The 21,009-nt window shown below is 59.5% G+C and carries 23 protein-coding genes; 9 read left to right on the top strand and 14 right to left on the bottom strand.

Annotation, left to right across the window (positions count from 1 at the left end; genetic code table 11):
* Positions 1-30 precede the first annotated feature (30 nt).
* Entirely contained in the window at positions 31-2,406 is a 2,376-nt protein-coding gene (locus ACR3EG_RS05890; RefSeq protein WP_480494111.1) for a mechanosensitive ion channel domain-containing protein, read from the bottom strand.
* A gap of 368 nt (positions 2,407-2,774) precedes the next feature.
* Between ACR3EG_RS05890 and ACR3EG_RS05885 the strand changes: the two genes are divergently transcribed.
* The 7 genes from ACR3EG_RS05885 to ACR3EG_RS05855 are packed head-to-tail and all read left to right on the top strand — an operon-like array spanning position 2,775 to position 9,263.
* Positions 2,775-3,989, top strand: a complete 1,215-nt coding sequence (locus tag ACR3EG_RS05885; protein ID WP_480494109.1) for a glycosyltransferase family protein — start codon at positions 2,775-2,777, stop codon at positions 3,987-3,989.
* The gene (locus ACR3EG_RS05880; protein WP_480494107.1) at positions 3,986-5,233 is read left to right on the top strand and encodes a glycosyltransferase family 4 protein; all 1,248 of its coding nucleotides are present in this window, start codon (positions 3,986-3,988) and stop codon (positions 5,231-5,233) included. Before ACR3EG_RS05885 ends, ACR3EG_RS05880 begins: the two co-directional genes overlap by 4 nt.
* Positions 5,233-6,309 carry a glycosyltransferase family 4 protein gene (locus tag ACR3EG_RS05875; RefSeq protein WP_480494106.1) on the top strand — a complete coding sequence of 359 codons (1,077 nt, stop codon included), beginning with the start codon at positions 5,233-5,235 and terminating at the stop codon, positions 6,307-6,309. The genes ACR3EG_RS05880 and ACR3EG_RS05875 overlap by 1 nt, the downstream gene beginning before the upstream one ends.
* The gene (locus tag ACR3EG_RS05870; protein WP_480494104.1) at positions 6,306-6,890 is read left to right on the top strand and encodes a histidine phosphatase family protein; all 585 of its coding nucleotides are present in this window, start codon (positions 6,306-6,308) and stop codon (positions 6,888-6,890) included. Before ACR3EG_RS05875 ends, ACR3EG_RS05870 begins: the two co-directional genes overlap by 4 nt.
* Complete coding sequence (locus ACR3EG_RS05865; protein WP_480494102.1) at positions 6,887-8,029, top strand: glycosyltransferase family protein; 1,143 nt, start codon at positions 6,887-6,889, stop codon at positions 8,027-8,029. Before ACR3EG_RS05870 ends, ACR3EG_RS05865 begins: the two co-directional genes overlap by 4 nt.
* Positions 8,026-8,790: a polysaccharide deacetylase family protein gene (locus ACR3EG_RS05860; protein WP_480494100.1), complete on the top strand. Its 765-nt coding sequence runs from the start codon at positions 8,026-8,028 to the stop codon at positions 8,788-8,790. Before ACR3EG_RS05865 ends, ACR3EG_RS05860 begins: the two co-directional genes overlap by 4 nt.
* The gene (locus ACR3EG_RS05855; protein ID WP_170753580.1) at positions 8,787-9,263 is read left to right on the top strand and encodes a class I SAM-dependent methyltransferase; all 477 of its coding nucleotides are present in this window, start codon (positions 8,787-8,789) and stop codon (positions 9,261-9,263) included. The genes ACR3EG_RS05860 and ACR3EG_RS05855 overlap by 4 nt, the downstream gene beginning before the upstream one ends.
* A gap of 47 nt (positions 9,264-9,310) precedes the next feature.
* On the opposite strand, the gene ACR3EG_RS05850 is transcribed toward ACR3EG_RS05855, so the two are convergent.
* Complete coding sequence (locus tag ACR3EG_RS05850; protein ID WP_480494098.1) at positions 9,311-10,450, bottom strand: alpha-D-ribose 1-methylphosphonate 5-triphosphate diphosphatase; 1,140 nt, start codon at positions 10,448-10,450, stop codon at positions 9,311-9,313.
* A gap of 52 nt (positions 10,451-10,502) precedes the next feature.
* Here ACR3EG_RS05850 and ACR3EG_RS05845 point away from each other — a divergent pair, with 52 nt between their 5' ends.
* A complete protein-coding gene (locus ACR3EG_RS05845) occupies positions 10,503-11,186 on the top strand; it encodes a DUF1045 domain-containing protein (protein ID WP_480494096.1) in 684 nt (227 codons plus the stop codon).
* Here ACR3EG_RS05845 and phnN read toward each other — a convergent pair.
* The 9 genes from phnN to phnG are packed head-to-tail and all read right to left on the bottom strand — an operon-like array spanning position 11,168 to position 17,153.
* Positions 11,168-11,716 (bottom strand): phosphonate metabolism protein/1,5-bisphosphokinase (PRPP-forming) PhnN, encoded by a 549-nt coding sequence (phnN, locus tag ACR3EG_RS05840; RefSeq protein WP_480494094.1) that lies wholly within the window; start codon positions 11,714-11,716, stop codon positions 11,168-11,170. The two genes, ACR3EG_RS05845 and phnN, sit on opposite strands and share 19 nt — an antisense overlap.
* Entirely contained in the window at positions 11,713-12,396 is a 684-nt protein-coding gene (gene phnL, locus ACR3EG_RS05835) for a phosphonate C-P lyase system protein PhnL (RefSeq protein ID WP_480494092.1), read from the bottom strand. Before phnL ends, phnN begins: the two co-directional genes overlap by 4 nt.
* A gap of 3 nt (positions 12,397-12,399) precedes the next feature.
* Positions 12,400-13,170 (bottom strand): phosphonate C-P lyase system protein PhnK, encoded by a 771-nt coding sequence (gene phnK / locus ACR3EG_RS05830; RefSeq protein ID WP_480494090.1) that lies wholly within the window; start codon positions 13,168-13,170, stop codon positions 12,400-12,402.
* 4 nt (positions 13,171-13,174) lie between these two features.
* A complete protein-coding gene (locus ACR3EG_RS05825) occupies positions 13,175-13,579 on the bottom strand; it encodes a VOC family protein (RefSeq protein WP_480494088.1) in 405 nt (134 codons plus the stop codon).
* Entirely contained in the window at positions 13,576-14,436 is an 861-nt protein-coding gene (locus ACR3EG_RS05820; RefSeq protein ID WP_480494086.1) for an alpha-D-ribose 1-methylphosphonate 5-phosphate C-P-lyase PhnJ, read from the bottom strand. The genes ACR3EG_RS05825 and ACR3EG_RS05820 overlap by 4 nt, the downstream gene beginning before the upstream one ends.
* Positions 14,433-15,029 (bottom strand): HAD family hydrolase, encoded by a 597-nt coding sequence (locus tag ACR3EG_RS05815; RefSeq protein WP_480494085.1) that lies wholly within the window; start codon positions 15,027-15,029, stop codon positions 14,433-14,435. Before ACR3EG_RS05815 ends, ACR3EG_RS05820 begins: the two co-directional genes overlap by 4 nt.
* Positions 15,026-16,117, bottom strand: a complete 1,092-nt coding sequence (locus ACR3EG_RS05810; protein WP_480494083.1) for a carbon-phosphorus lyase complex subunit — start codon at positions 16,115-16,117, stop codon at positions 15,026-15,028. The genes ACR3EG_RS05815 and ACR3EG_RS05810 overlap by 4 nt, the downstream gene beginning before the upstream one ends.
* Before the next feature lie 2 nt (positions 16,118-16,119).
* Complete coding sequence (gene phnH, locus ACR3EG_RS05805; protein WP_480494081.1) at positions 16,120-16,695, bottom strand: phosphonate C-P lyase system protein PhnH; 576 nt, start codon at positions 16,693-16,695, stop codon at positions 16,120-16,122.
* Positions 16,695-17,153 carry a phosphonate C-P lyase system protein PhnG gene (phnG, locus tag ACR3EG_RS05800; RefSeq protein WP_480494079.1) on the bottom strand — a complete coding sequence of 153 codons (459 nt, stop codon included), beginning with the start codon at positions 17,151-17,153 and terminating at the stop codon, positions 16,695-16,697. The genes phnH and phnG overlap by 1 nt, the downstream gene beginning before the upstream one ends.
* 103 nt (positions 17,154-17,256) lie before the next feature.
* Between phnG and phnF the strand changes: the two genes are divergently transcribed.
* Positions 17,257-17,967 (top strand): phosphonate metabolism transcriptional regulator PhnF, encoded by a 711-nt coding sequence (gene phnF, locus ACR3EG_RS05795; RefSeq protein WP_170753559.1) that lies wholly within the window; start codon positions 17,257-17,259, stop codon positions 17,965-17,967.
* A 121-nt stretch (positions 17,968-18,088) separates the two neighbouring features.
* On the opposite strand, the gene ACR3EG_RS05790 is transcribed toward phnF, so the two are convergent.
* The 3 genes from ACR3EG_RS05790 to phnE (ACR3EG_RS05780) are packed head-to-tail and all read right to left on the bottom strand — an operon-like array spanning position 18,089 to position 20,950.
* Positions 18,089-18,703 (bottom strand): LbetaH domain-containing protein, encoded by a 615-nt coding sequence (locus ACR3EG_RS05790; protein ID WP_480494077.1) that lies wholly within the window; start codon positions 18,701-18,703, stop codon positions 18,089-18,091.
* A gap of 22 nt (positions 18,704-18,725) precedes the next feature.
* Positions 18,726-20,072: a phosphonate ABC transporter, permease protein PhnE gene (gene phnE, locus ACR3EG_RS05785; RefSeq protein WP_480494075.1), complete on the bottom strand. Its 1,347-nt coding sequence runs from the start codon at positions 20,070-20,072 to the stop codon at positions 18,726-18,728.
* Positions 20,069-20,950 carry a phosphonate ABC transporter, permease protein PhnE gene (gene phnE / locus ACR3EG_RS05780; RefSeq protein ID WP_480494073.1) on the bottom strand — a complete coding sequence of 294 codons (882 nt, stop codon included), beginning with the start codon at positions 20,948-20,950 and terminating at the stop codon, positions 20,069-20,071. The genes phnE (ACR3EG_RS05785) and phnE (ACR3EG_RS05780) overlap by 4 nt, the downstream gene beginning before the upstream one ends.
* Positions 20,951-21,009 lie beyond the last annotated feature (59 nt).

The raw sequence follows: 21,009 nt of genomic DNA, 5'->3' as shown, positions 1-21,009 counted from the left end.
AGACGTGCCGAAAAGGGACGGGAGCGCATCCTACCTGTCATCCCCTCCACCGGGGCCGATATCGTCCAGATAGTCCTCGTCAATCGCGGCCTGCACAGCGCCTGTTACTGCCTCGCGCTGTTTCGGCGTCAGATCTTCGGTAGCTTTTTCATCGGCCAAGCGCACTGTCACTTCGCGGTGCGCAAACCGGATACCTTCGCGCGCGAACAGTTCGCGAATTTCCTGATAAACCTTCTTGCGTACCAGCCACTGATCGCCAGGCTTGGTCATGAACTTTACGCGGATGATCATCGCTGAATCCTGCATCTCGATCACACCCTGAGACTTGAGCGGCTGGATGAAATTGTCGCCGATCACAGGGTCGCTCAGCAATTGTTGACCCAGCTTCTTGATCAGCTTACGCACCTTCTCGACGTCAGTGTCATAAGTCACCCGCAAGGGCAGCTTCATAATCACCCAGTCACGAGAATAGTTCGTCAGCACTTTGATCTCGCCAAACGGAATGGTGTTCAGCGCACCCAAGTGGTGGCGCAACTGGAACGACCTGACCGAAATCTTTTCGACCGTGCCTTTCACGTCGCCAATGTCGATATATTCCCCTTTGCGAAACGCATCATCCATCAGGAAGAATGCCCCCGAAAAGATATCCCGCACAAGGGTCTGAGAGCCGAACCCCACGGCCAGACCAACGACACCCGCGCCAGCAAATAGCGGGCTGACATTGATGCCCAGCTCCATCAGTGCGATCAGGACAATGGTGACAACGACCACAGCCAAAATGGCCCCCCGGAACAGGGGTAGCAAAGTGGCAAGGCGGCTCTGCCCACCTTCACCTCCTTCATCACCCAACTCGGCCTCGGCCCCGCCATCGTCAATCTCTTCTGCGATCTTCGTGTCGATCCAGATGCGGAAGAAATGGAACAGGATATAGCCGATGAACATGATGACCATCACATCCAGGAACCGTTCGATGGGCAGCTCCTCGCTCCAGCTGGCATCTGGGTTCCAGATGACAACCAGCGCATAAAGGCCCACCACAAAGGCCAGGATACCCGCGACACGGCGGGCCAGATCTTCGTACGTCACGATGGAATGCGCGCGTTTTTCGGCCAGAGGTGTCTCTATAACCTCCTCCACTTGGCTGACCTCACCCTCGGCGTTCATTTCTTCTATCTGACGGTTTCGGTCAAAATACCGCTCGAGCAGATAGTTCATTGCGCCATAAGCAATCACGACCGACATGAAGATGGCATAGCTGCTGGCAACGATGGGGATCGAGTTTTCATTCTCCAGCACCAGATCAACTGCCAGTTTGAACCAGCTGAAAACGATATACAGGATCAAAACTGGCGCCCACGCCAACGAGATAAAGCGCAGTATCCATGACACTTGTTCTTTGGCTCGCCCGCCCCGGATGGCATTGGAAATTGCGCGACCGTTGAACAGGATCATCAGAACATTGCCGAACGCGCCCAGCATAGTCAGGCCGCCATAGACCATTGCATAGACGTTGTAGTTCAACCCGAAATCCGCGACCCATGTCGAAAACATCACGACCGAAATGTCGTAAGTCGCGATCGCCGATGCCCAGATATAAAGCCGCTTGGCGTCCCGGTCGGAAAAGGGCGGCAGCCGGTACTGGCTGAGATAAGGTGACAGTACCATGCGCCAAAGATCAGAGACCGTGCGCGACAGGAAGAAGGCCGCGAAAATCGCGGTTACCGTGAACTGGATCGAGATGTCCTCAGCCTCGCCAAAGAACAGGAACCCGACGATCAGGGCCATCAGCATGGCAAAGATCGTGCCCCCGATCCCCATAAGGAAGCGGAACACCAGAAACGGCATTTTTTCGCGATAACCTTGCGGGTTTTCCTTGGACCGCGCGACGACAATCCCTTTGGCAATGCGCTTGCCGTAAATCTCGGTTGAGAGCCAACGCCCCAGCAGTAGGAACAGGATGTTCCAGAACAGCACCTCGACATAGGTCTGTATCCGACCATCGGGGCTGGTCTGACGCAGGACGTATTTGACCTCGAAGATCGAATAGGGAAGCGCCTCAAGCCGGGATTGCATCGACTCGCGGAACTTAGAGAACCTCTCCTGCGCTTTCATAAGTTGAGAGCCATCAGACATCGGGTCTGAAGGGCCCGCACCGTCAGCCGCTACTGTTTGTTGACCCGAAGACACGACTTTGCCCGCACTGTCGATAACGATTACGCTGGCGCCAGCTTCGGTTGCCGACCGGATAGCAGCTGCAAGGTCGCCCTCTTCAGTTGCAGATGCTGCAGGATCAGAGTTCGTTGTGTAACCGGGTATAAGCGAGGTTTGCGCTGTGGCCCCGACTGCAAACACCAAAGTGGTCGCCCAGATCAACAGGGCAAGGATGGCACCAAATCTTGGTTTCATAGGGGATTCTATCCAGTTCGACATTTGCAACGCACAATACAAAAGCACATTTGCGTGTTCAAATCATCAACCGCTTGTTTTCGGGAACGGTTTTTTGCTGGGTGCGCGGTACAAAGGGCACGTGTCGAGTGTTTCCAATCTGACAAAAACTGAATATGACGAGCGCGGTGCGTTGCACGGCTTAGATGGTTGTATCTATTGGTGGAAAACACGGCGAACCACAGAAAGGATCTACAACATGTAGCCAAATCGCCATGTTTGTCGGTTTCGGCAGGTCAAAGCAGCGTTTTTTACAAGCAGCCGAAAAACAAATACGATAGACGTGCAAGCGCGCGGAGTTGCACTCAGACACTAAGACGGGCGAAAGAATGAGCCTAGGAAAACAAAACGACAAAACCGGCCGTGCGCCTCGCATCCTGTTCTACAGCCATGATACGTTCGGATTGGGGCATTTGCGCAGATCCCGTGCTTTGGCAGCTGCAATAACTCAGGCTGATCCTTCGGCTTCGGCGTTGATCTTGACCGGGTCTCCAGTTGCAGGCCGCTTCACCTTTCCCCGTCGCGTCGACCACGTACGCCTACCGGGGGTTACCAAGCGCGCCGACGGGTCTTATGCCTCGCAGACGATGGGGATGGGGATTGAAGACGTGACGGAGTTGCGCTCGGGCCTTATCCAAACTGCCGTTCAGCAATTCGATCCTGATGTTCTGATCGTTGACAAAGAACCCACCGGATTTCGCGGGGAACTATTGCCAACGCTGGACTGCCTTGTGAAAACCAAACGAACCCAGATCGTCCTGGGCTTGCGTGACGTGTTAGACGAGCCCGAAGTGCTGGCCGCTGAATGGGACCGAAAAGAAGCCCTGGATGCCACCGAGACCTATTATGATGAGATTTGGGTCTATGGGTTGCGGTCGATCTATGATCCAACACAGGGGTTGCCTCTTAGCCCTGCCACCCAAGCGCGTATGCACTGGACCGGATATTTGCGCCGCGATCTGGGACCGGTCGCAGAACCGCCCGAGCAGCCTTACATCCTGATCACGCCCGGCGGCGGAGGCGATGGCAAGGCGATGGTAAACCTTGTGTTGTCCGCCTACGAGCACGACCCGACGCTTTCGCCTCGGGCTGTTCTAGTTTACGGCCCCTTCCTGTCAGGAGAACTGCGCGAAGAGTTTGAAACGCGCGTCGCAGCCCTGAACGGTCGCGTAACGGCCGTCGGATTTGAATCCCAGATCGAAACCCTGTTTGCCGGTGCGGCGGGTGTGGTCTGTATGGGCGGCTACAACACGTTTTGCGAGGTGCTGTCATTTGACAAGCGTGCCGTGATCGTGCCCCGCACCACGCCCCGGCTGGAACAATGGATCCGGGCCTCGCGCGCCGAAGAACTGGGCCTTGTTCGAATGCTCGACGAAAGCCGCGATGGGTTGACGACCGATGCGATGATCAATGCCATCCGAGCATTGCCCAATCAGTCCCTTCCATCCGAGGTCATCTGCGATGGGCTGCTGGACGGTCTGGACTATGTCACAAGTCGAGTACACGCCTTGCTGACCGGAGAGCAGGAACGGGCCACCGGATGAGCCTTACACAACCGAAACTGGCGGTGCTGGTCAAAGGATGGCCGCGCCTGTCGGAAACGTTTATCGCGCAAGAATTGGTAGCATTGCAGGATGCGGGCCACCGGTTTGACATCTGGTCGCTTCGCCATCCTACTGACGTCAAACGTCATCCCCTGCATGGCAGGTTCACAGGGCAGGTCCATTACCTACCCGAATACCTATATCAGGAACCCCAGCGCGTTTGGGCCGCCCGCGCTGTTGCACGCGCCATGCCCGGCTATGGCGAAGCATACCGAATCTGGCGCGCTGATCTGCGCCGCGACCCCACACATAACCGCATCCGACGCTTTGGGCAGGCATGCGTTCTGGCCGCCGAACTGCCGCAGGATACACGTGTCCTGTATGCGCATTTTATGCATACCCCGTCTTCGGTCGCACGCTATGCCGCCATCATGCGGGGCCTACCGTGGAGCTTTTCCGCCCATGCCAAAGATATCTGGACCTCGCCCGAATGGGAAAAGGCCGAGAAACTGCACGCTGAGACGCATGGTGCATCTTTTGGCGCCACATGCACCGCCGTTGGCGCAGACCATCTGCGCAGCCTTGCCGATGACCCCGCGCGCGTTGATCTGATCTATCACGGGTTGGACCTGAGCCGTTTTCCGTCTCCTCCGAAACGTACCCCACGCGCACCCAACGCACCCTTCCACATGCTCTCCGTAGGGCGTCTGGTCGAGAAAAAAGGCTTTGACCGCCTGCTCGACGCTTTCGCCTTATTGCCCACAACCCTAGACTGGCACTGGACCCATATCGGCGGCGGCGCTTTGGGAGACGCGCTACGCACCCTCGCACAAGATGTAGGGATCGCGGACCGCCTGTCTTGGAAAGGTGCGTGCGACCAACCCGAGGTGATTGCCGCCATGCGCAAGGCGGACCTGTTCGTCCTGCCCAGCCGCATTGCCACGGACGGAGATCGCGACGGGTTGCCCAATGTGCTGATGGAGGCTGCGTCTCAGCGGCTGCCGATCCTGTCGACCCCGGTCTCGGCCATTCCCGAATTCATCGAAACAGGAACCCACGGTGTGCTGTCCAGTGATGAGCCCACCGCGTTGGCGGCGGCCATTTCCAGCATGGCAGCCGACCCTGAATCAACTGAAAACATGGCGAAAGCGGCCTATGACAGGTTGATCGCTGACTTCCGTATGGACCCTGGAATCGCGCTGTTGTCCAAACGTCTGACCGCTCTGGGGGCGGACAGGGGCTGATGGCGCGGGTTGCGTTCTACGCTCCGATGAAATCCCCGGACAGCCCGGTGCCATCCGGCGATCGGGAAATGGCCCGGAACCTGATGACCGCAATCGCGGCGCAAGGTGATACGGTCGAGCTGGCCTCGTCCCTTCGCCTTTACGACAAAACCGGGGACACGCGGGTTCAGACGCAGCTGCATGAAGCCGCGGAACGCGAAGCAGAGCGTCTTACAACAGAATTGCCCACAGACACCGCGCTTTGGGTGACCTACCACAACTATTACAAGGCCCCCGATTTGCTGGGTCCACTTGTCAGCGCCGCCCGAGGAATTCCCTATGTTCAGTTGGAAAGCACGCGCGCGACCAGCCGCTTGACCGGCCCATGGGCGGGTTTCGCCAAAGCCGCACACAATGCTTGTGACGCGGCCGACGTGATCTTTTACCACACCGCGAACGACCTGATTACCCTAGAGCGCGAAAGGTTCGGCTCGCAGAAACTGATCGAGCTGCCCCCGTTCCTGCCCGCAGAAGACTTGCCAGAGGCGTCTTCATGTGACGGACCGATGTTGACGGTCGCAATGATGCGCCACGGCGACAAGCTGGCTTCTTACGACATACTGGCCCAAACATTGGCGCATCTGAAAGGCCAATGGGCTTTGAACATTGTCGGCGATGGGCCTGCCAGACCCGAAGTTGAGGCCATGATGGCCCGGTTCGGGTCCAAAGTGCGCTTTCTGGGGCAACTTGACCGTGCTGCCGTTCAGATGTGCTATGACACCGCGTCGGTCCTGCTCTGGCCGGGCGTGAATGAGGCGTATGGGATGATCTACCTTGAAGCGCAGGCCAGCGGTATTCCAGTTGCTGCGCAGGATAGACCCGGCGTGCGGGATGTTTTGCTGCCCTCGACCTACCCCACGACCGAGACAGGGCCAGCAGGGCTAGCGGCACATTTACAAAGCCTGCTGCGTGACCACACGCGGCGTCTGAAAACCGGAACCGAGGCGCGTGCCTACGTCGCTGCGCGTCACCTTTTGCCGAACGCAACCGAGACTTTTTGGAAAGCTGTCCGCCCCTTGATCGAGGGTCGGGGATGACGAGACTTGCGCTGCTCCGCCATGGTCATACACCCTGGAACCGCGCAGGCCGGATTCAGGGACGCAGTGATATTCCGTTGGACGATGATGCCCGTCAGGATCTTGCGGGTTATGCCTTGCCCGAACCCTGGGATCAGGCCGAACTCTGGTCCAGCCCGCTGCAACGCGCAGTTGAAACAGCGCGTCTGGTCTCTGGGCGCACTCCAGACACCCACGACGCTTTGACTGAGATGAACTGGGGCGAATGGGAAGGGTTGCGCGGGGTCGACCTGATCGCAGACCCTGACAGCGGTTATCGCCACATCGAGGATTGGAGCTGGCAGTTTCGCCCACCCGGCGGAGAAAGCCCCGCCGAGCTTTGGCACCGCGTGCGCCCCTGGCTTGACGGCTTGCAGGCCGATACGGTGGCCGTCTGTCACATAGGCATCATGCGGGTCATTCTGGCCAGTGCATGGGGTTGGAACTTTGACGGGCCGCCACCCTTTAAAATCAAGCGCAACAGACTGTATATCGTTGAAACACAACCTCTGCGCGCGTGGCCTGAGCCCGTGCGCCTGATCCGCTCGGAGCCCGTCGCATGAAAGTGATGATCGTGGTCACCCACCTGCTGGGCACCGGACATTTAAGTCGCGCCTTGACCCTTGGACGCGCTTTTGTGCAAGCGGGGCACGAAGTTCTGACCGTATCTGGTGGCATGCCTGCACCCCAACTGGACAGTTCTGGGATGTCTTTGCTGGGGCTGCCCCCACTGCGCTCAGACGGTACCAACTTTACGCGCCTGTTGACGCAATCAGGTGAGGTGGCAAATGCGGATTACATGTCCGCTCGTAGTGTTGCCCTGACCGAAGCTGTCAGAAGCTTCTCACCGGACGTACTGATCACCGAGTTGTACCCGTTCGGGCGCAGGTCGTTGTCGGCCGAGTTCACCGCCGCCTTGGACGCGGCCCGTGCGTTGCCCCTGCCTCCTGTCATATTGGGATCGGTTCGAGACATTCTTGCACCGCCCTCGAAGCCCTCCAAGGCTGAACGGACAGATCAGATCATATCCGAACACTACGACGGTGTCCTTGTGCATTCGGATCAAACAGTCATCCCGCTTGAGGTCAGCTGGCCGGTTTCCGAGCAACTTCAGAAGCGGTTGCACTATACCGGGTTCGTTGCGCCTGACGCGCCGAACGCACACCCTCAGCGCACCGGTGAAGGTGAAATCCTTGTCAGTGCAGGCGGAGGGTCGGTTGGACAACCGATCTTTCAGACAGCCATCGAGGCTGCCCGAAAGATGCCCAACAGGCGCTGGCGCCTGCTGGTCGGAGGCCAGGATGCCCAAGCGCGCATCAAGCAGCTGACGCCTTTGGTCAAGGATGCGCCGGTTAAGTTGGAACCGGTGAGGCCCGACTTTCGGCAAATGCTACCAATCGCAGCCGCATCGGTCAGCATGTGTGGATACAACACCGCCCTGGATATTCTGCAGACAGGAACTCCGTCCGTGTTCGTCCCTTTCGACGACGGCAGTGAAGTTGAGCAGACGCTGCGCGCGCGAACACTGGCCAGTCTTCCAGCCATCGAAGTCATTCCAAGCCAAATGCTGGACGCAGAACTGCTGGCTCGGGCGATAGAACGTGCAACATCGGACCCTGAACGACCCGTTCCCGACCGCGGGTTTGACGGGGCTGCCAAAACCGTCGAGATCGCGAAGACGCTGTTGGAGGGCCGTATATGATACCCAACTGGCGCCCACTACAGGACGAATTGGCCGCGTGGGAACAGCAAAGACTGTCTTTGCCCCTATGGTGGCGTGACGATGATGCCATCTCGGCAACACCCCAGCTTAACCGATTGATCGCCCTGTCGGATACACTTGGGGTACCAGTTCACCTGGCTGTCATTCCAAAGACCTGCGACACAAGCCTTGTCGCCCGGGTCGACAGCAGCACCCTAATCCCCGTCGTCCATGGATGGGCGCATCTGAACCACGCGCCCAAGCAGGAAAAGAAATCCGAGTTTCGGATGCACCGGTCGATGCCAACGATCATTGGCGACGCACAGCAGGGGTTGGGCCGGCTGCAAGAGCTGTTCGGCGAGCGTTTGGCGCCCATGTTCGTGCCGCCCTGGAACCGTATCGCGCCCGAGGTCGTCGCGGAACTGCCTGCACTGGGCTATCGCATTTTGTCCACGGCCACGCCTCGGGTCACGCCCACCGCCGCGCCCGGGCTGCAACAGGTCAACACGCATCTTGATCCGATTGATTGGCGCGGCACACGAGGGCTTGTGTCGCCCGAGCGTCTGATTGACACGACAACCGCGTTATTGCGAGGTCGGCGAGAAGGCCGCAGCGACAATTCCGAACCCCTCGGCATTCTGACCCACCACCTCGTGCATGATGACGCGATCTGGGCCTTTACCCACGACCTTTTGCACCTTCTTCTGGATGGCCCCGGCGTTCCCTGGGTCGCGACCAACGAAATACGGAGACCCGAATGAGCCGACTGGATTCAATGCTGCGCCGCCTGACCGCCCAACGCGATGGGTTGAACTGGGCCGTAGAACAGATCGCGGATCACCCCGGAGATGTGCTGGACATGGGCCTGGGCAATGGCCGCACCTATGACCACCTGCGCGAGATCCTGCCCGACCGGCGCATCTGGGTGATGGACCGGGTGCTACAATGCCATCCCTCCAGCACTCCGCCGGCCGAGGATTTTCTGCAAGGCGAGGCCGAGCCCATGTTGGAGAAGCTGGCGCAAGGCGGCCCCAAGATTGCTTTGGCACATTATGATTTCGGGCGTGGCATCAAGGAAGACGATGTGGCCGAGGCAGCCCGCCTCAGCCCGCTAATCGCGCAGGTCATGCTGCCCGGAGGGCTATTGATATCAGGTCAGCCACTGGTTGGTTTTGATCAGTTTGCAGGGCCGGAAACCATTGCCCCGGACCGATATCTTTTCTACCGAGCCTAATGGGTAGTGATTTAACGCGCCCTATCAGGCTGACCTGACGCGCCCTATCAGGCGACACGCCGCCCGCGCGACCACACACCGTTCAGCGCTGGCGCGCCTTCGCGGATACGAAAGCGGATAACATCGGCGCGGGTGCCCGAGCGCAGCTCGCCCCGGTCATCCAGACCGACCACCTGAGCCGGCGTCTGGGTAACGGTGCGCAGGCCACGCGCCATATTGCCCCACATATCTCCCAGGCGGGTTGCCGACAGTAGCAGCGCGGCGGGCACGTAGTCTGACGACAAAATATCCAGATGGCCCAGATCAGCCAGTTCCCGCGCCGCGACATTGCCGGAATGAGACCCGCCACGGATCACATTCGGCGCGCCCATCATCACCTTGATGCCGTGATCATGGCAGGCCCGGGCGGCCTCGACCGTGGTGGGGAATTCGGCCAGCGTGATGCCATGCCCCGCCGAAACGGCCACCTGATCCTGCGTCGTGTCATCGTGGCTGGCCAGCATCGCCCCGAACCGTTTGGCGGCCTTGACCGTCTCGACCTCATGCTGATCCCCGAACCGGTCGCGCAATGCCTTCAGCTGCGCCACGTGCTGCAGGAAGTCATCATCGTTCATGCTATGCTTGCCCTTCATATAGGCCTCAAGCTGGGTCATATCGCGGAATTGGCGCTGGCCGGGCGTGTGATCCATCAGCGAAACCAGACCGACGCGATCCTCTGGGCCGAACTCGTCCAGCTCGGCCACAAGGGTTTCCGAGCAGACCTCGGCCCGCAGGTGTAGAAAATGGCTGATCTTCAGCGCATCCTGTTCGCGCAGATCCCACAGCTCGCGCGACAGCTCGCGGGCGTATTTCTTGTAGCGGTTGCCCGACGGGATCGAACCGATGCGCATCGCATCGAATACGGTGGTAATGCCGGTGCTGGCCAGTTCCGCATCGTGCGCCAGAATCGCCGCCGCGTGAGGCCAGTCGACTTTGGGGCGCGGCTGAATGTGGCGTTCCAGATTGTCCGTATGCAGTTCAACCAGACCGGGGCAGACATAGTCGCCGCCGCAATCCACCGCGCCGGGCGGCACGGTGCTGCCCGTGGCGATCTCGGCAATGGTTTCGCCGGTGATGCGGATGCTACCTGTGACCGTTTCATCGGGCAGAACCAGCGTGGCATTGGCAAGGATCATTTCTTCTGTCATCTGAACTTCACACGGTCTGAGCTATTGGGTAGGCCACGCATAGGAGGCCAATGTGACATTCACGCGATACGCGATCTATTTTGCGCCACCCGCCGGGGCCGAGTGGACCCGGTTTGGCACAAGCTGGCTGGGCTGGGACGTTGAGACAGGCGCGGCGGTCGAACATCCCGATATCCCCGGCGTGGATGTGGCCGCCGTCACGCAGGTCCCGCGCAAATACGGGCTGCACGCGACGATGAAACCTCCGTTCCGCCTGCGCGACGGGCAGACGGTTGAGGCGCTGCGTGAGGCTTGCGCCCAGATGGCTGCTGCACAGGCTCCGGTCACGTTGGAGGGGCTTGAGATCGCACGTCTGGGCCGGTTCCTGGCCCTGCGTCCCAAAGGTGACGAGACGGCGCTGAACGCACTGGCCGCCGCCTGCGTGCGTGATCTGGACCCCTTCCGTGCGCCCGCATCCGACGCCGAATTGCAGCGTCGTCGTGGCACCGGGCTGTCGCCCGCGCATGAGGCCAATCTTGTGCAGTGGGGATACCCTTACGTGATGGACTCGTTCCGCTTTCACATCACCCTCAGCGGCAAGCTGGACAAACCCACGCTGGCCACCGTTCAGGATGCGCTGGACACGCAGCTTGCACCCCTGCTGCCCACACCGTTCCACATTACCGATCTGGCACTGATGGGCGAGGCCGAGGACGGGCGTTTTCACCTGATCCATCGCTATGTTCTTTCCGGCTGAAGCTGGGTCAGGATGGCGTTGACCGTCTGGTTCAGCGGGCCGGAATTGTCGATCTGTACCACCCGGCGCAATCCATCGGGCAGCGTGATCTGCGCGCGTTCAAGCCGCCGCGCCTGATCCGTCGCACTTTCGCGCCCACGCGCCGACAGGCGCTGCGCCAGCACCTGCGGGTCGGCAGTCAGCGAGATCACGACCAGATCACCAAACACTTCTTGCGCGCGCAAAAGCACGGATCGGGACAGGTTCACCAAAACTGCATCCGCCTGCCCCCGCAGCTGCTGGATGCTTTGGGGCACCCCATACAGCAACCCATGGGCGGGCCAGTGCAGAGCAAAGGCATCCTCATCTACCATCTGCTGAAATGTGCCTTCGGAGACCCGGTCAAAATCTTCGCCGTCCTCGCCCTCGGGGCGGGTGATCACCCGGCGCATTCGGTGAATGCGTGCGGAGCGCGCCTCCAGCGCCTCGATCACGCTGTCCTTACCAACGCCCGAGGGTCCAACGACCGCGATGACCGGCGCAAGGCTCATGCGGCCAGCCCCGGTGTGAAATCCGAGACGTTGATCTCACGATCGCACACCCGTTCACGCGCGCCGACATCGTGGAAAATGCCGATGATCGCCGCACCCCGCGCTTTGGCCTCTTCGATCAGGCTCAGCACGGTTTCACGGTTCTGCACGTCCAGCGAGGCGGTGGGCTCATCCAGCAACATCGCCGGATAGTCGTGCGCAAAGCCCCGCGCGATGTTCACGCGCTGCTGCTCGCCGCCCGAAAAGGTCGTCGGGCTGAGCGTCCACAGACGTTCCGGAATGTTCAGCCGCGCCAACAGGCCCGCTGCCTTGTTCAGCGCCACCTGACGGTCGCACCCGATGGCCAGCAAGGGCTCGGCCACGACCTCAAGCGTCGGCACCCGGGGCACCACCCGCAGGAACTGGCTGACATAGCCCAGCGTCTCTCGCCGCAGGGCCAGGATTTCGCGCGGTTCGGCCTGCGCAACATCCACGCCGCCCACAAGCACCTGCCCCGAAGCGGCCAGATAGTTGCCGTAGATCACCCGCATCAGGGTGGATTTTCCCGCCCCGGACGCACCGGTCAAAGCCACGCATTCACCGGGGGCCACGTTGAGCGTTGCGCCCTCCATTACCGGGATCACCGCACTGCCCTGATTGTGCAGGGTAAAGCTTTTGCTGACGTTGTTCAGTTCAATCATCTCTCACACCTGCAACACGCTTGAGACCAGCAACTGCGTGTACGCATGTTGCGGATCGTCCAGCACCTGATCGGTCAGGCCGGATTCGACCACGTGGCCGTCTTTCATCACCATCAGCCGATCCGCCAGCAGGCGCACCACGGCCAGATCATGGGTGACGATGATGGCGCTCAGCCCCATCTCGCGCACCAACCCGCGCAGCAAATCAAGCAAACGCGCCTGAACCGATACATCCAGCCCGCCCGTCGGTTCATCCATGAACACCAGCCGAGGCCCCGTCACGAGATTGCGGGCGATCTGCAGGCGTTGCTGCATCCCACCAGAAAAGGCGGTAGGGCGGTCATCGACGCGGTTCGCTTCGATCTCGACCCGGCCCAGCCAGTCGATGGCCTTGTCGCGAATGTCACCATAGTGACGGTCGCCCACGGCCATCAGACGCTCGCCAATATTGCCGCCCGCGCTGACCGACATGCGCAGCCCGTCGCGCGCGTGCTGGTGGACAAAGGCCCAATCGGTGCGGCCCAACATACGGCGTTCGGGTTCGGACATTGTCACCGTATCAACCGGCCCGTCGGCGCGGGTGTCAAAGATCACCTGCCCCGCGTCCGGCTCCAGATGGCCGGCCAGACAGTTCAGCAACGTCGACTTGCCCGAGCCGCTTTCGCCCACGATCCCCATCACCTCGCCGGGATAGAGATCAAAGCTGACGGCGGTACAGCCGATCCGGGTGCCATAGGTTTTGCGGATGTTCTGAACGCTTAACAGCGGGGTCATGGCTCTACCTCGGATCATAGGCAAATTCGATCCGATTGCCGCCCGGCTCTCGGATCATGAAGTGGATTTTTGGCCCGGCACCTGAAGGTTCAGGCGCAAACTCCACCTGAACACCCGGCCAGTCTTTCACAGCGGCAAACACCACATCCAAAGACTCGCGCGATGGGATTTTGAACGCCACGTGGTGCAGCCCGACATTGGCATGACGATCAAAACCGTGCTGATTTTCGCCCTTTTGCTGCCACAAGGTCAGAACCGCCGAGCCGTTGCTGATGAAGGCCGAGGGGTATTCCGGCCGTCCGCCGACCACATCCCAGCCCAGCGCCTCGACAAAGAACGCCTTGGTCGCCTCAAGATCCGAGACCGTCAGGCCCAGATGATCAATTCCCAGAACGTGTTCGCGCATCATGCTGCATCCTCCTTGGCCAAACGCCCCTCATGTCCAGCCGCGCGGCGCGAGCGGCAGTAATCGGTGTCGGAGCAGACAAACATCCGGTTGCCCGCGTCATCCATGATCACCTCGTCCAGATAGCTGTCTTCGGCCCCGCACAGGTCGCAGGGATGGTCTGCCTTGGTCGCCTCGAACGGATAGTCCTCGAAGTCGAGGCTGACGACCTTGGTGTGCGGCGGCACCGCATAGATGCGCTGCTCGCGCCCCGCGCCGAACAGCTGGATCGCGTCCATTTCCAGCTTGGGGTTATCGAATTTAGGGATCGGAGACGGATCCATCACATAGCGCCCGGACACTTTTACCGGATAGGCATACGAGGTCGAAATCGCGCCGTGCTGGCTGATATCTTCATACAGTTTCACATGCATCAGCCCGTATTCTTCAAGCGCGTGCATCTTGCGCGTTTCCGTCTCGCGCGGTTCCAGAAAGCGCAGAGGCTCGGGGATTGGCACCTGATAGACGAGGATTTGATCCTCGGTCAGTTCCGCCTCGGGGATCCGGTGGCGGGTCTGGATGACAGTGGCCTTTTCGGTTTCTTCGGTGGTCTCAACGCCTGCCGTGTTCTCAAAGAACTTACGGATCGAGACCGCATTGGTCGTGTCATCAGCCCCCTGGTCGATCACCTTGAAAGTATCTTCGGGCGTCAAAGTGGCGGCCGAGACCTGCACCCCGCCGGTGCCCCAGCCATACGGCATCGGCATTTCACGGCTGGCAAAAGGCACCTGATATCCGGGTACCGCCAGTCCTTTGAGGATCGCCCGCCGGATCATCCGCTTGGTTTGCTCGTCGAGATAGGCGAAATTGTACTCGCTCATAGTATTCCCCTCTCGGACAATTCTGTTTCCAGTGCTTCGGCGCCGACAAAATGTATAGCGTCCATTCCCACAGCACGCGCACCTTCGACATTGTGCAAACCATCGTCGATGAACACGCAGTCTTGGGGTTGAACAGCGGCACGTTCGCACAGAAGTTTGAAAATACGCGGATCAGGCTTCATGACGCCTTCCTGACCGGACACCACCAACGTTCCGAACACCTCACCCAACCGGGGGTGCACCTTTAGACCCTCTGGCCAGGTTTCAGCCGACCAATTGGTGATGGCGTGGACGGGGGTTCCATTTGCCTTGAGGCGATCGAGGATATCCCAAGTGCCGTTAACCGCGTTCTGAACAGTGAGTGTATATCGCTCCACGTAGGAGGCAAACAGGTTCTGATCCTCCGGGTCCGCCAACTCTTTGGCCATATCGGAGAACAGCTCGCCATTGTCTCCCCGCGCGTTTTTGGCCTTGAATCCGGTGCGTTCGATAAAGGCATGGGCGGCGTCCTCGGACCCCAGATCGTCAACCCAGGCAAGATGGGGGTGCCAATTAACCAATACGCCGCCGATATCGAATACAACGACCTTCATTCCGCAGCCTCCTTTGGGGTGATCCGTTCCTCGGCCTCGCGGCGTAGTTTACGGACCAGTTCCAGTTCGGACTGGAAATCCACGTAATGTGGCAGTTTGATGTGTTCCAAGAACCCGGTGGCCTGAATGTTGTCGGCATGGCTTAGGACAAATTCCTCATCCTGCGCGGGCGCGCCCAGATTGTCCTCGCCAAGCTCCTTCCAGCGCAAAGCGCGGTCGACCAGAGCCATGGCAATGGATTTGCGCTCGGACTGGCCAAAGACCAGACCATAACCGCGAGTGAACTGCGGCGGTTCGGTTTTTGAGCCCTTGAACTGGTTGACTGTCTCGCATTCGGTCAACTCAACTTCACCGATGTCGATGGCAAAGCCCAGTTCAGGGACATCCATCTCAACCGCGACGCTGCCAATCCGCAGTTCGCCCACGAACGCATGGTTGCGGGCGTATCCGCGCTGAGTCGAATAGGCCATGCCCAGCACAAACCCCTCGTCGCCGCGTGTCAGTGATTGCAAGCGCAGAGGGCGGGTGGAGGGAAACTCCATCGGCTCACGGGTCAAGTCGCCCGGCAGGTCGTCGCTAGTGGGTTCGTCCTGAATGATATTTTCACCCTTTAGGAACTCGGTAATGTGAGGCGTAGGCTCGGTACGCGGCCCGGCCATGGGTGCAACCGTGTCGTTGCCATCCGCAGCTAGTTTGAAATCCAGCAGCCGGTGGGTGTAGTCAAAAGTCGGCCCCAGCACCTGCCCGCCCGGCGCGTCCTTGAACGTAGCCGAGATGCGGCGGTCGCAGGCCATATCGCCGGTATCAACCGGGTTGGAATAGCCAAAACGCGGCAAGGTCGTGCGATAGGCGCGGATCAGAAAGATCGCCTCAATCAGATCGCCGCGCGCCTGTTTGATCGCCAGCGCGGCCAGATCGGGATCGAACAGAGAGCCCTCGGCCATGACCCGATTTACCGCAAGGCTCAACTGTTCTCGGATCTGGGCGATCGACAGTTCGGTGATATCCGTTGATCCCCGCCGCTCCTCTGCTAACCAGGAATGCGCGTTGTCGATGGCTTTTTCGCCGCCCTTGACTGCTACGTACATTCTTATGATCCCGCCGTTATTTGCGTGCTGCGCGGCAAGGCCGCGACTTTGTCTCTGCAGGTGAAAAAGAAATCACATCCCAGAGGATAAAGAGCCGAATTGTCCTGAAAGACCGCGACATCCGGTAAAGACAATTGTGACCGATCCCGAATACCCGGCCCTGTCAGCGTTGCCCCGTTCTGCGCAAGCGTTTCACACTCGACAATCAGAGTAGCCGAGCGGTCAGGATATTCCGGTGTGCCTATGCGATAGTTGGAATTGCGTTGCAGGTCCGCCCATGTCCCTACTGCGAAATCCGCGCTGGACGCTTTGACAATCGGCGCGCCGGTGTGAAAGGTCAGCCATTGGCGCACTGCGTCAGTGTCTGCTGCGCCTGCGAGAAAGACCCTTGTATCCGGGTCACACAAAGTCAGCAACAAAGTACCCGCTGCTTGGGACAATGGCGCGGGTGGGCGCGCGCCCGCAATTGATCGGATTTCGCCAGGTCGCGCCATGACCGTCATTGCGGCCCGAAAGGCGTGGGCCGACTCGATCGGGGCATTTGCAAAACCACCTGAGAATTGAGGATGCGCGCTCATCAGCCTTCTCCTCGGACCAGAGTAAAGAATTCGACCTTTGTCGCCGCCGCCTTGGCCGCCCGCTTGGCTCGCGCGTCCTGCAACTGCCGTGACAGAGGGGAAATGATTTCGGCGCGGATGGCGTCGGCTGCTGTTGTCTGCATCAGCGCGTCAACAAGAGCAGCGACTTCGGCTTTGGGCTTTGATCGGCCCTGAACATAGCCATGACCGACGGCACCGCCCTGCAACACCAGCGAACACCGGGTTACGGTCATTTCACCAAGATTGAACGGCGCCCCCGTGCTGCCGGTACGCCCCCGGACCATCACCCCGCCAATCTCGGGCACGCGTAGCCATTCAAATGTCGGGCGCAGTTGGACTTTGCCCCAAAGGGCCATCAGCGCGCCCTCGGGCGCGCGGGCCAACACGCCCATCCACTGCCGACGTTCTGCATCCGTTGGTTTTTCGAGATCTGCCATCAAAGCCTCTTGGCTGGGTTGTCTACTTGAACTATACAACTAGACAAATAATACATCTTAACCCCGCGGGCCGCAATCCGCTTACTTGTGAAGATTTAGTGACATGGGCAAATCGCCAGTTTGGAAAAGCATCGCTCTTGGCCTGACAACCGACATTGCAGAAGGCCGCTATAACACTGGTGATCGCCTGCCGACCGAAGCGCAGCTGGCTGCCAAATACGGGGTCAATCGCCACACGGTTCGCAGGGCTTTGTCAGATCTGTCTGACCAGGGCTTGGTACGCTCGAGACGAGGAGCCGGAGTTTTCGTGACGGCGCGCCCGACGGATTACCCCATCGGGAAACGCGTACGTTACCACAAGAGCATTTCGGCCAGCGGCAAGATTCCTGGCAAGAAAATCCTTACCCTCACCACTCGCACGGCTGATGTGGCCGAAGCTGAAGCTTTGGAACTGTCCGAAGGTGAAGCCGTTCATGTCTACGATGGTCTTTCTCTGGCCGACGGTCAGCCGATCGGGCTTTTTCAAAGCGTCTTTCCAGCTGGGCGTCTGCCGGGCATTCTTGCCGCACTGGTAGAGACCCGGTCGGTGACCAAAGCGCTGCAGCAATGCGGAGTTGAGGATTACGTTCGTGTGTCGACACGGCTGACGGCCCGCGCCGCGACGCCAACACAAGCGCTGCATCTGCAACTCAGCGAAGGCGCTCCGGTCCTGTACTCAGTGGGCGTAAACGCAGATACGAACGGAATTCCCGTTGAATTCGGACGCACCTATTTTGCAGGCGAAAGAGTCACACTAACGATGGACAACGAGTAGGGACCAGAACGCTCCCGCCCGTCTTCGCCCTCCTTCCGGAGGTCTCATCCCGTTGGGCGTAGCGCCGCGCAAAGCCGATGCGCACGCGGGGGCGGGAGCACATGTCAGACAGGTCCTCGGCCTATTCGTATTTCTCCAAAAAGGCTTCGGCATCGAGCATTCGAAAGTCCGGCAAGGCGGCTCGCAAACGCGCGTTGTCCCAATCCCACCACGCCAATGTCAACATACGCTCTGCTAAGCCATCCGGGTAGCGTGGACGGATCAGATCGGCCGCAACCCCACCCACAATGCTGTAAGGCGCAACGTCTTTGGTGACGACCGCACCAGAAGCAATGATTGCACCGTGACCCACGGTAACTTCGGGCTTGATAATAGCTGCATGGCCAATCCATGTGTCATGGCCAATTTCGGTCACCCGGCTTGCGCGATGCTGGAACCAATCCGCGTCATCTTCGACGTCATCCCAGTAGTCTGCTGAGCGGTACAGAAAATGATGCAAGGAAGCTTTGGCATAAGGATGATCCGTCGCACCGATCCGGGTAAAGCTGGCGATGTTCGCAAACTTGCCGATCCGCGCATTTGCAATGTCACACGTTCGGTCGCAATACGAGTAATCCCCGAAGGTCGCATTCGCCAAGCGCGTCCCGGCACCTATTTCGACGTATTCCCCAAACGTGCTGTTGGTGATCGCACAATCGGGATGGATGAATGGCTGATCCGCTCGCAGTCTTGGCATGAAAGTTCCTCTGGACCAACACTCAGGCGGTCTTGGTTTTTACCCGTTTGGATTTCGTTTCGCCCTGGATCAATCGGCGACGCAGCCAGCCCGAAAACCAATCCATCAGCATCACCATCAGGATGATCAGAACGATGTAGTAGGCAACCTCTTCCCAGTCTTTCTGGGTGATGATGGCCTGCGTCAGCAACAAGCCGATCCCACCGCCCGTAATCGCACCAATCACAGTGGCGCTGCGTGTGTTGGATTCGAGGAAATAGAGCAACTGGCTGAGCAGCACCGGCGTCACCTGCGGGATCACCCCGAACCGATAACGTTGCGGCGCGTTGGCTCCGGTCGATTGGACGCCTTCGATCTGTTTTTGATCCACATTCTCCAGCGCTTCCGAGAAAATCTTGCCGAACGTCCCCGTGTCTGTCACCAGAATGGCCAGCGCACCCGTCAGCGGACCGGGTCCAAAAGCCCGCGCCAGAACGACGGTCCAGATCAGAGCGTCCACACCGCGCACAAAATCAAACACCCGGCGCGTGAGAAACCGAACCGAACGCAACGGGTTGAAATTGCGGGTCGCAAGGAAAGCCAGCGGCAGGGCCACCATGCCCGCCCCCAGTGTCCCGAGGAAGGCCATCAGGATCGTCTCGAAAATGGCCCAGGCAACGTCCTGATGGCGCCACATCTTGTTGGTCCAGAAATCATTCAGGATCGCGCCCGCCTCACCATTTGCGGCCAGCCCCATGAGTTGCGGGAACGACTTGCCATAGTAGGGGCTATCGAGGGTGAAGAAGAACAGCTCCCACCCGTTGAAATAGCGGAACACTTCGGACCGGTTGCGCGTCACAGTCAGGCGGCCCGCATCCGTGGTGATCGCCATCCGGTTCTTTGAGACATTGATCCAGTCGGGCACGTCGCCTGCGGGCAGCTCGGCCTGAACGCCCGCCGAACGGGTCGGCGTTGCACGCACCGTGCCATAACCGGGGATGTCATATTCCACCGTCTCGGGGCCGAACCGCACGATATGGCCGTCTTCCAGATCAATCACCGTGGTCTCACCCAAAGCGACCCAATCCGGCGCTTGGCCTTCGGGATATGCACCCTTGCGCTCACCTTCGATTGCGGCCGAGACTTCACCTGTGCGATTGTCACGCTCGATATGGGTTTTGTAACTGTAGCTGTCCGCTACCAGCGTCTTGCCGTTTTCCCAGTTGGCGCGTCCGGCCAATCCGGGCACGTCGAAAGCGAAAAACACATAGGTCAGATAGACCAGCACCAACACAGGCAATCCAAAATTGATCAGGCGCTTTCGGCTGAACAGACGATCAGCCTCGGCCTTCAACTCATCAAGGGAGAGGTCAGTGGCGAAGGTGCTCATGCCCGCGCTCCTTTCTCGGATCCGTGGGTCAGGCGATCACGCAGATGGCCCGAGATTTGGTCGACCACCACAATTGTGACGAACAACAGCAAGAAAATCGCGGCGGCCTGATCGTACTTGCCCTGCCCCCAGGACATCGAGTTGCGCAGCTCATAGCCAAGACCACCTGCACCGACGAAACCCAGAATGGCCGAGGCGCGAATGTTGATCTCGAACCGCAGCAGCGCGTAGCTGACATAGTTCGGCCCAACCTGAGGGATCACGCCCAGGTACATGCGCTGCGACCAGTTTGCGCCGACCGAAGCCAAACCCTCGACCGGTTTCAGTGAGGCGTTCTCGTTCACCTCAGAAAACAGCTTGCCCAGCGCGCCAGCCGTATGGATTGCAATGGCGATCATCGCCGGAACCGGGCCGCCACCCAGAATAAAGATCAGGACCAGAGCGATCACGATTTCAGGGATAGCGCGACAGATATCGGCGATACGCCGGAACAGGGGGATCAGCGCAGGCCAGAGCGCCATTCCGCGTGTGGACATCAGCGCAAGGAACGTACCCGCAATGGTGCCGATCAGCGTAGATGCGGCGGCGATGTTGATCGTTTCAACCAGCGCAGGGAAGAACTTGACCAGATTGGCGGGCAACGCGTCGATCTTTTCCCAGGCTTCGGACAGCACCTCTGCCGGGTAGTCAAAGATACGGTGCCAACCATCCGCGAAACTGCCCGCGTTGCGGTCATCCGCAGTGCGGAACCCGGCGGCCATCAAGGCCACGAAAACGATCAGAAGAATACCACCATAGACCCGCTTGCGTCGTGTCATTTCGGTATAGTCGGCCCGGATCTGGTCGACGGTCGGGGACCCTGCGGTCAGGTCTGTCATGGAATGCTCCTGAGTGGAAAACGGGGCCCGGCTTGGAACACCGGACCCCGGTCTTAGGG

The organism is Ruegeria sp. AM7, assembly GCF_056535965.1.
This window is presented reverse-complemented; position numbering and strand designations above follow the sequence as displayed.

Excerpts from the sequence above, each read along its gene's own strand:
- ACR3EG_RS05855 (WP_170753580.1), top strand. The coding sequence starts at position 8,787 with ATGAGCCGACTGGATTCAATGCTGCGCCGCCTGACCGCCCAACGCGAT.
- ACR3EG_RS05810 (WP_480494083.1), bottom strand. The coding sequence starts at position 16,117 with ATGTACGTAGCAGTCAAGGGCGGCGAAAAAGCCATCGACAACGCGCAT.
- phnK (WP_480494090.1), bottom strand. The coding sequence starts at position 13,170 with ATGACCCCGCTGTTAAGCGTTCAGAACATCCGCAAAACCTATGGCACC.
- ACR3EG_RS05860 (WP_480494100.1), top strand. The coding sequence starts at position 8,026 with ATGATACCCAACTGGCGCCCACTACAGGACGAATTGGCCGCGTGGGAA.
- phnE (WP_480494073.1), bottom strand. The coding sequence starts at position 20,950 with ATGACAGACCTGACCGCAGGGTCCCCGACCGTCGACCAGATCCGGGCC.
- ACR3EG_RS05825 (WP_480494088.1), bottom strand. The coding sequence starts at position 13,579 with ATGATGCGCGAACACGTTCTGGGAATTGATCATCTGGGCCTGACGGTC.
- phnF (WP_170753559.1), top strand. The coding sequence starts at position 17,257 with ATGGGCAAATCGCCAGTTTGGAAAAGCATCGCTCTTGGCCTGACAACC.
- ACR3EG_RS05850 (WP_480494098.1), bottom strand. The coding sequence starts at position 10,450 with ATGACAGAAGAAATGATCCTTGCCAATGCCACGCTGGTTCTGCCCGAT.
- ACR3EG_RS05890 (WP_480494111.1), bottom strand. The coding sequence starts at position 2,406 with ATGAAACCAAGATTTGGTGCCATCCTTGCCCTGTTGATCTGGGCGACC.
- ACR3EG_RS05790 (WP_480494077.1), bottom strand. The coding sequence starts at position 18,703 with ATGCCAAGACTGCGAGCGGATCAGCCATTCATCCATCCCGATTGTGCG.
- ACR3EG_RS05865 (WP_480494102.1), top strand. The coding sequence starts at position 6,887 with ATGAAAGTGATGATCGTGGTCACCCACCTGCTGGGCACCGGACATTTA.
- phnN (WP_480494094.1), bottom strand. The coding sequence starts at position 11,716 with ATGAGCCTTGCGCCGGTCATCGCGGTCGTTGGACCCTCGGGCGTTGGT.
- phnE (WP_480494075.1), bottom strand. The coding sequence starts at position 20,072 with ATGAGCACCTTCGCCACTGACCTCTCCCTTGATGAGTTGAAGGCCGAG.
- phnG (WP_480494079.1), bottom strand. The coding sequence starts at position 17,153 with ATGGCAGATCTCGAAAAACCAACGGATGCAGAACGTCGGCAGTGGATG.
- phnL (WP_480494092.1), bottom strand. The coding sequence starts at position 12,396 with ATGATTGAACTGAACAACGTCAGCAAAAGCTTTACCCTGCACAATCAG.
- ACR3EG_RS05875 (WP_480494106.1), top strand. The coding sequence starts at position 5,233 with ATGGCGCGGGTTGCGTTCTACGCTCCGATGAAATCCCCGGACAGCCCG.
- ACR3EG_RS05870 (WP_480494104.1), top strand. The coding sequence starts at position 6,306 with ATGACGAGACTTGCGCTGCTCCGCCATGGTCATACACCCTGGAACCGC.
- ACR3EG_RS05880 (WP_480494107.1), top strand. The coding sequence starts at position 3,986 with ATGAGCCTTACACAACCGAAACTGGCGGTGCTGGTCAAAGGATGGCCG.
- ACR3EG_RS05820 (WP_480494086.1), bottom strand. The coding sequence starts at position 14,436 with ATGAGCGAGTACAATTTCGCCTATCTCGACGAGCAAACCAAGCGGATG.
- ACR3EG_RS05815 (WP_480494085.1), bottom strand. The coding sequence starts at position 15,029 with ATGAAGGTCGTTGTATTCGATATCGGCGGCGTATTGGTTAATTGGCAC.
- ACR3EG_RS05885 (WP_480494109.1), top strand. The coding sequence starts at position 2,775 with ATGAGCCTAGGAAAACAAAACGACAAAACCGGCCGTGCGCCTCGCATC.
- phnH (WP_480494081.1), bottom strand. The coding sequence starts at position 16,695 with ATGAGCGCGCATCCTCAATTCTCAGGTGGTTTTGCAAATGCCCCGATC.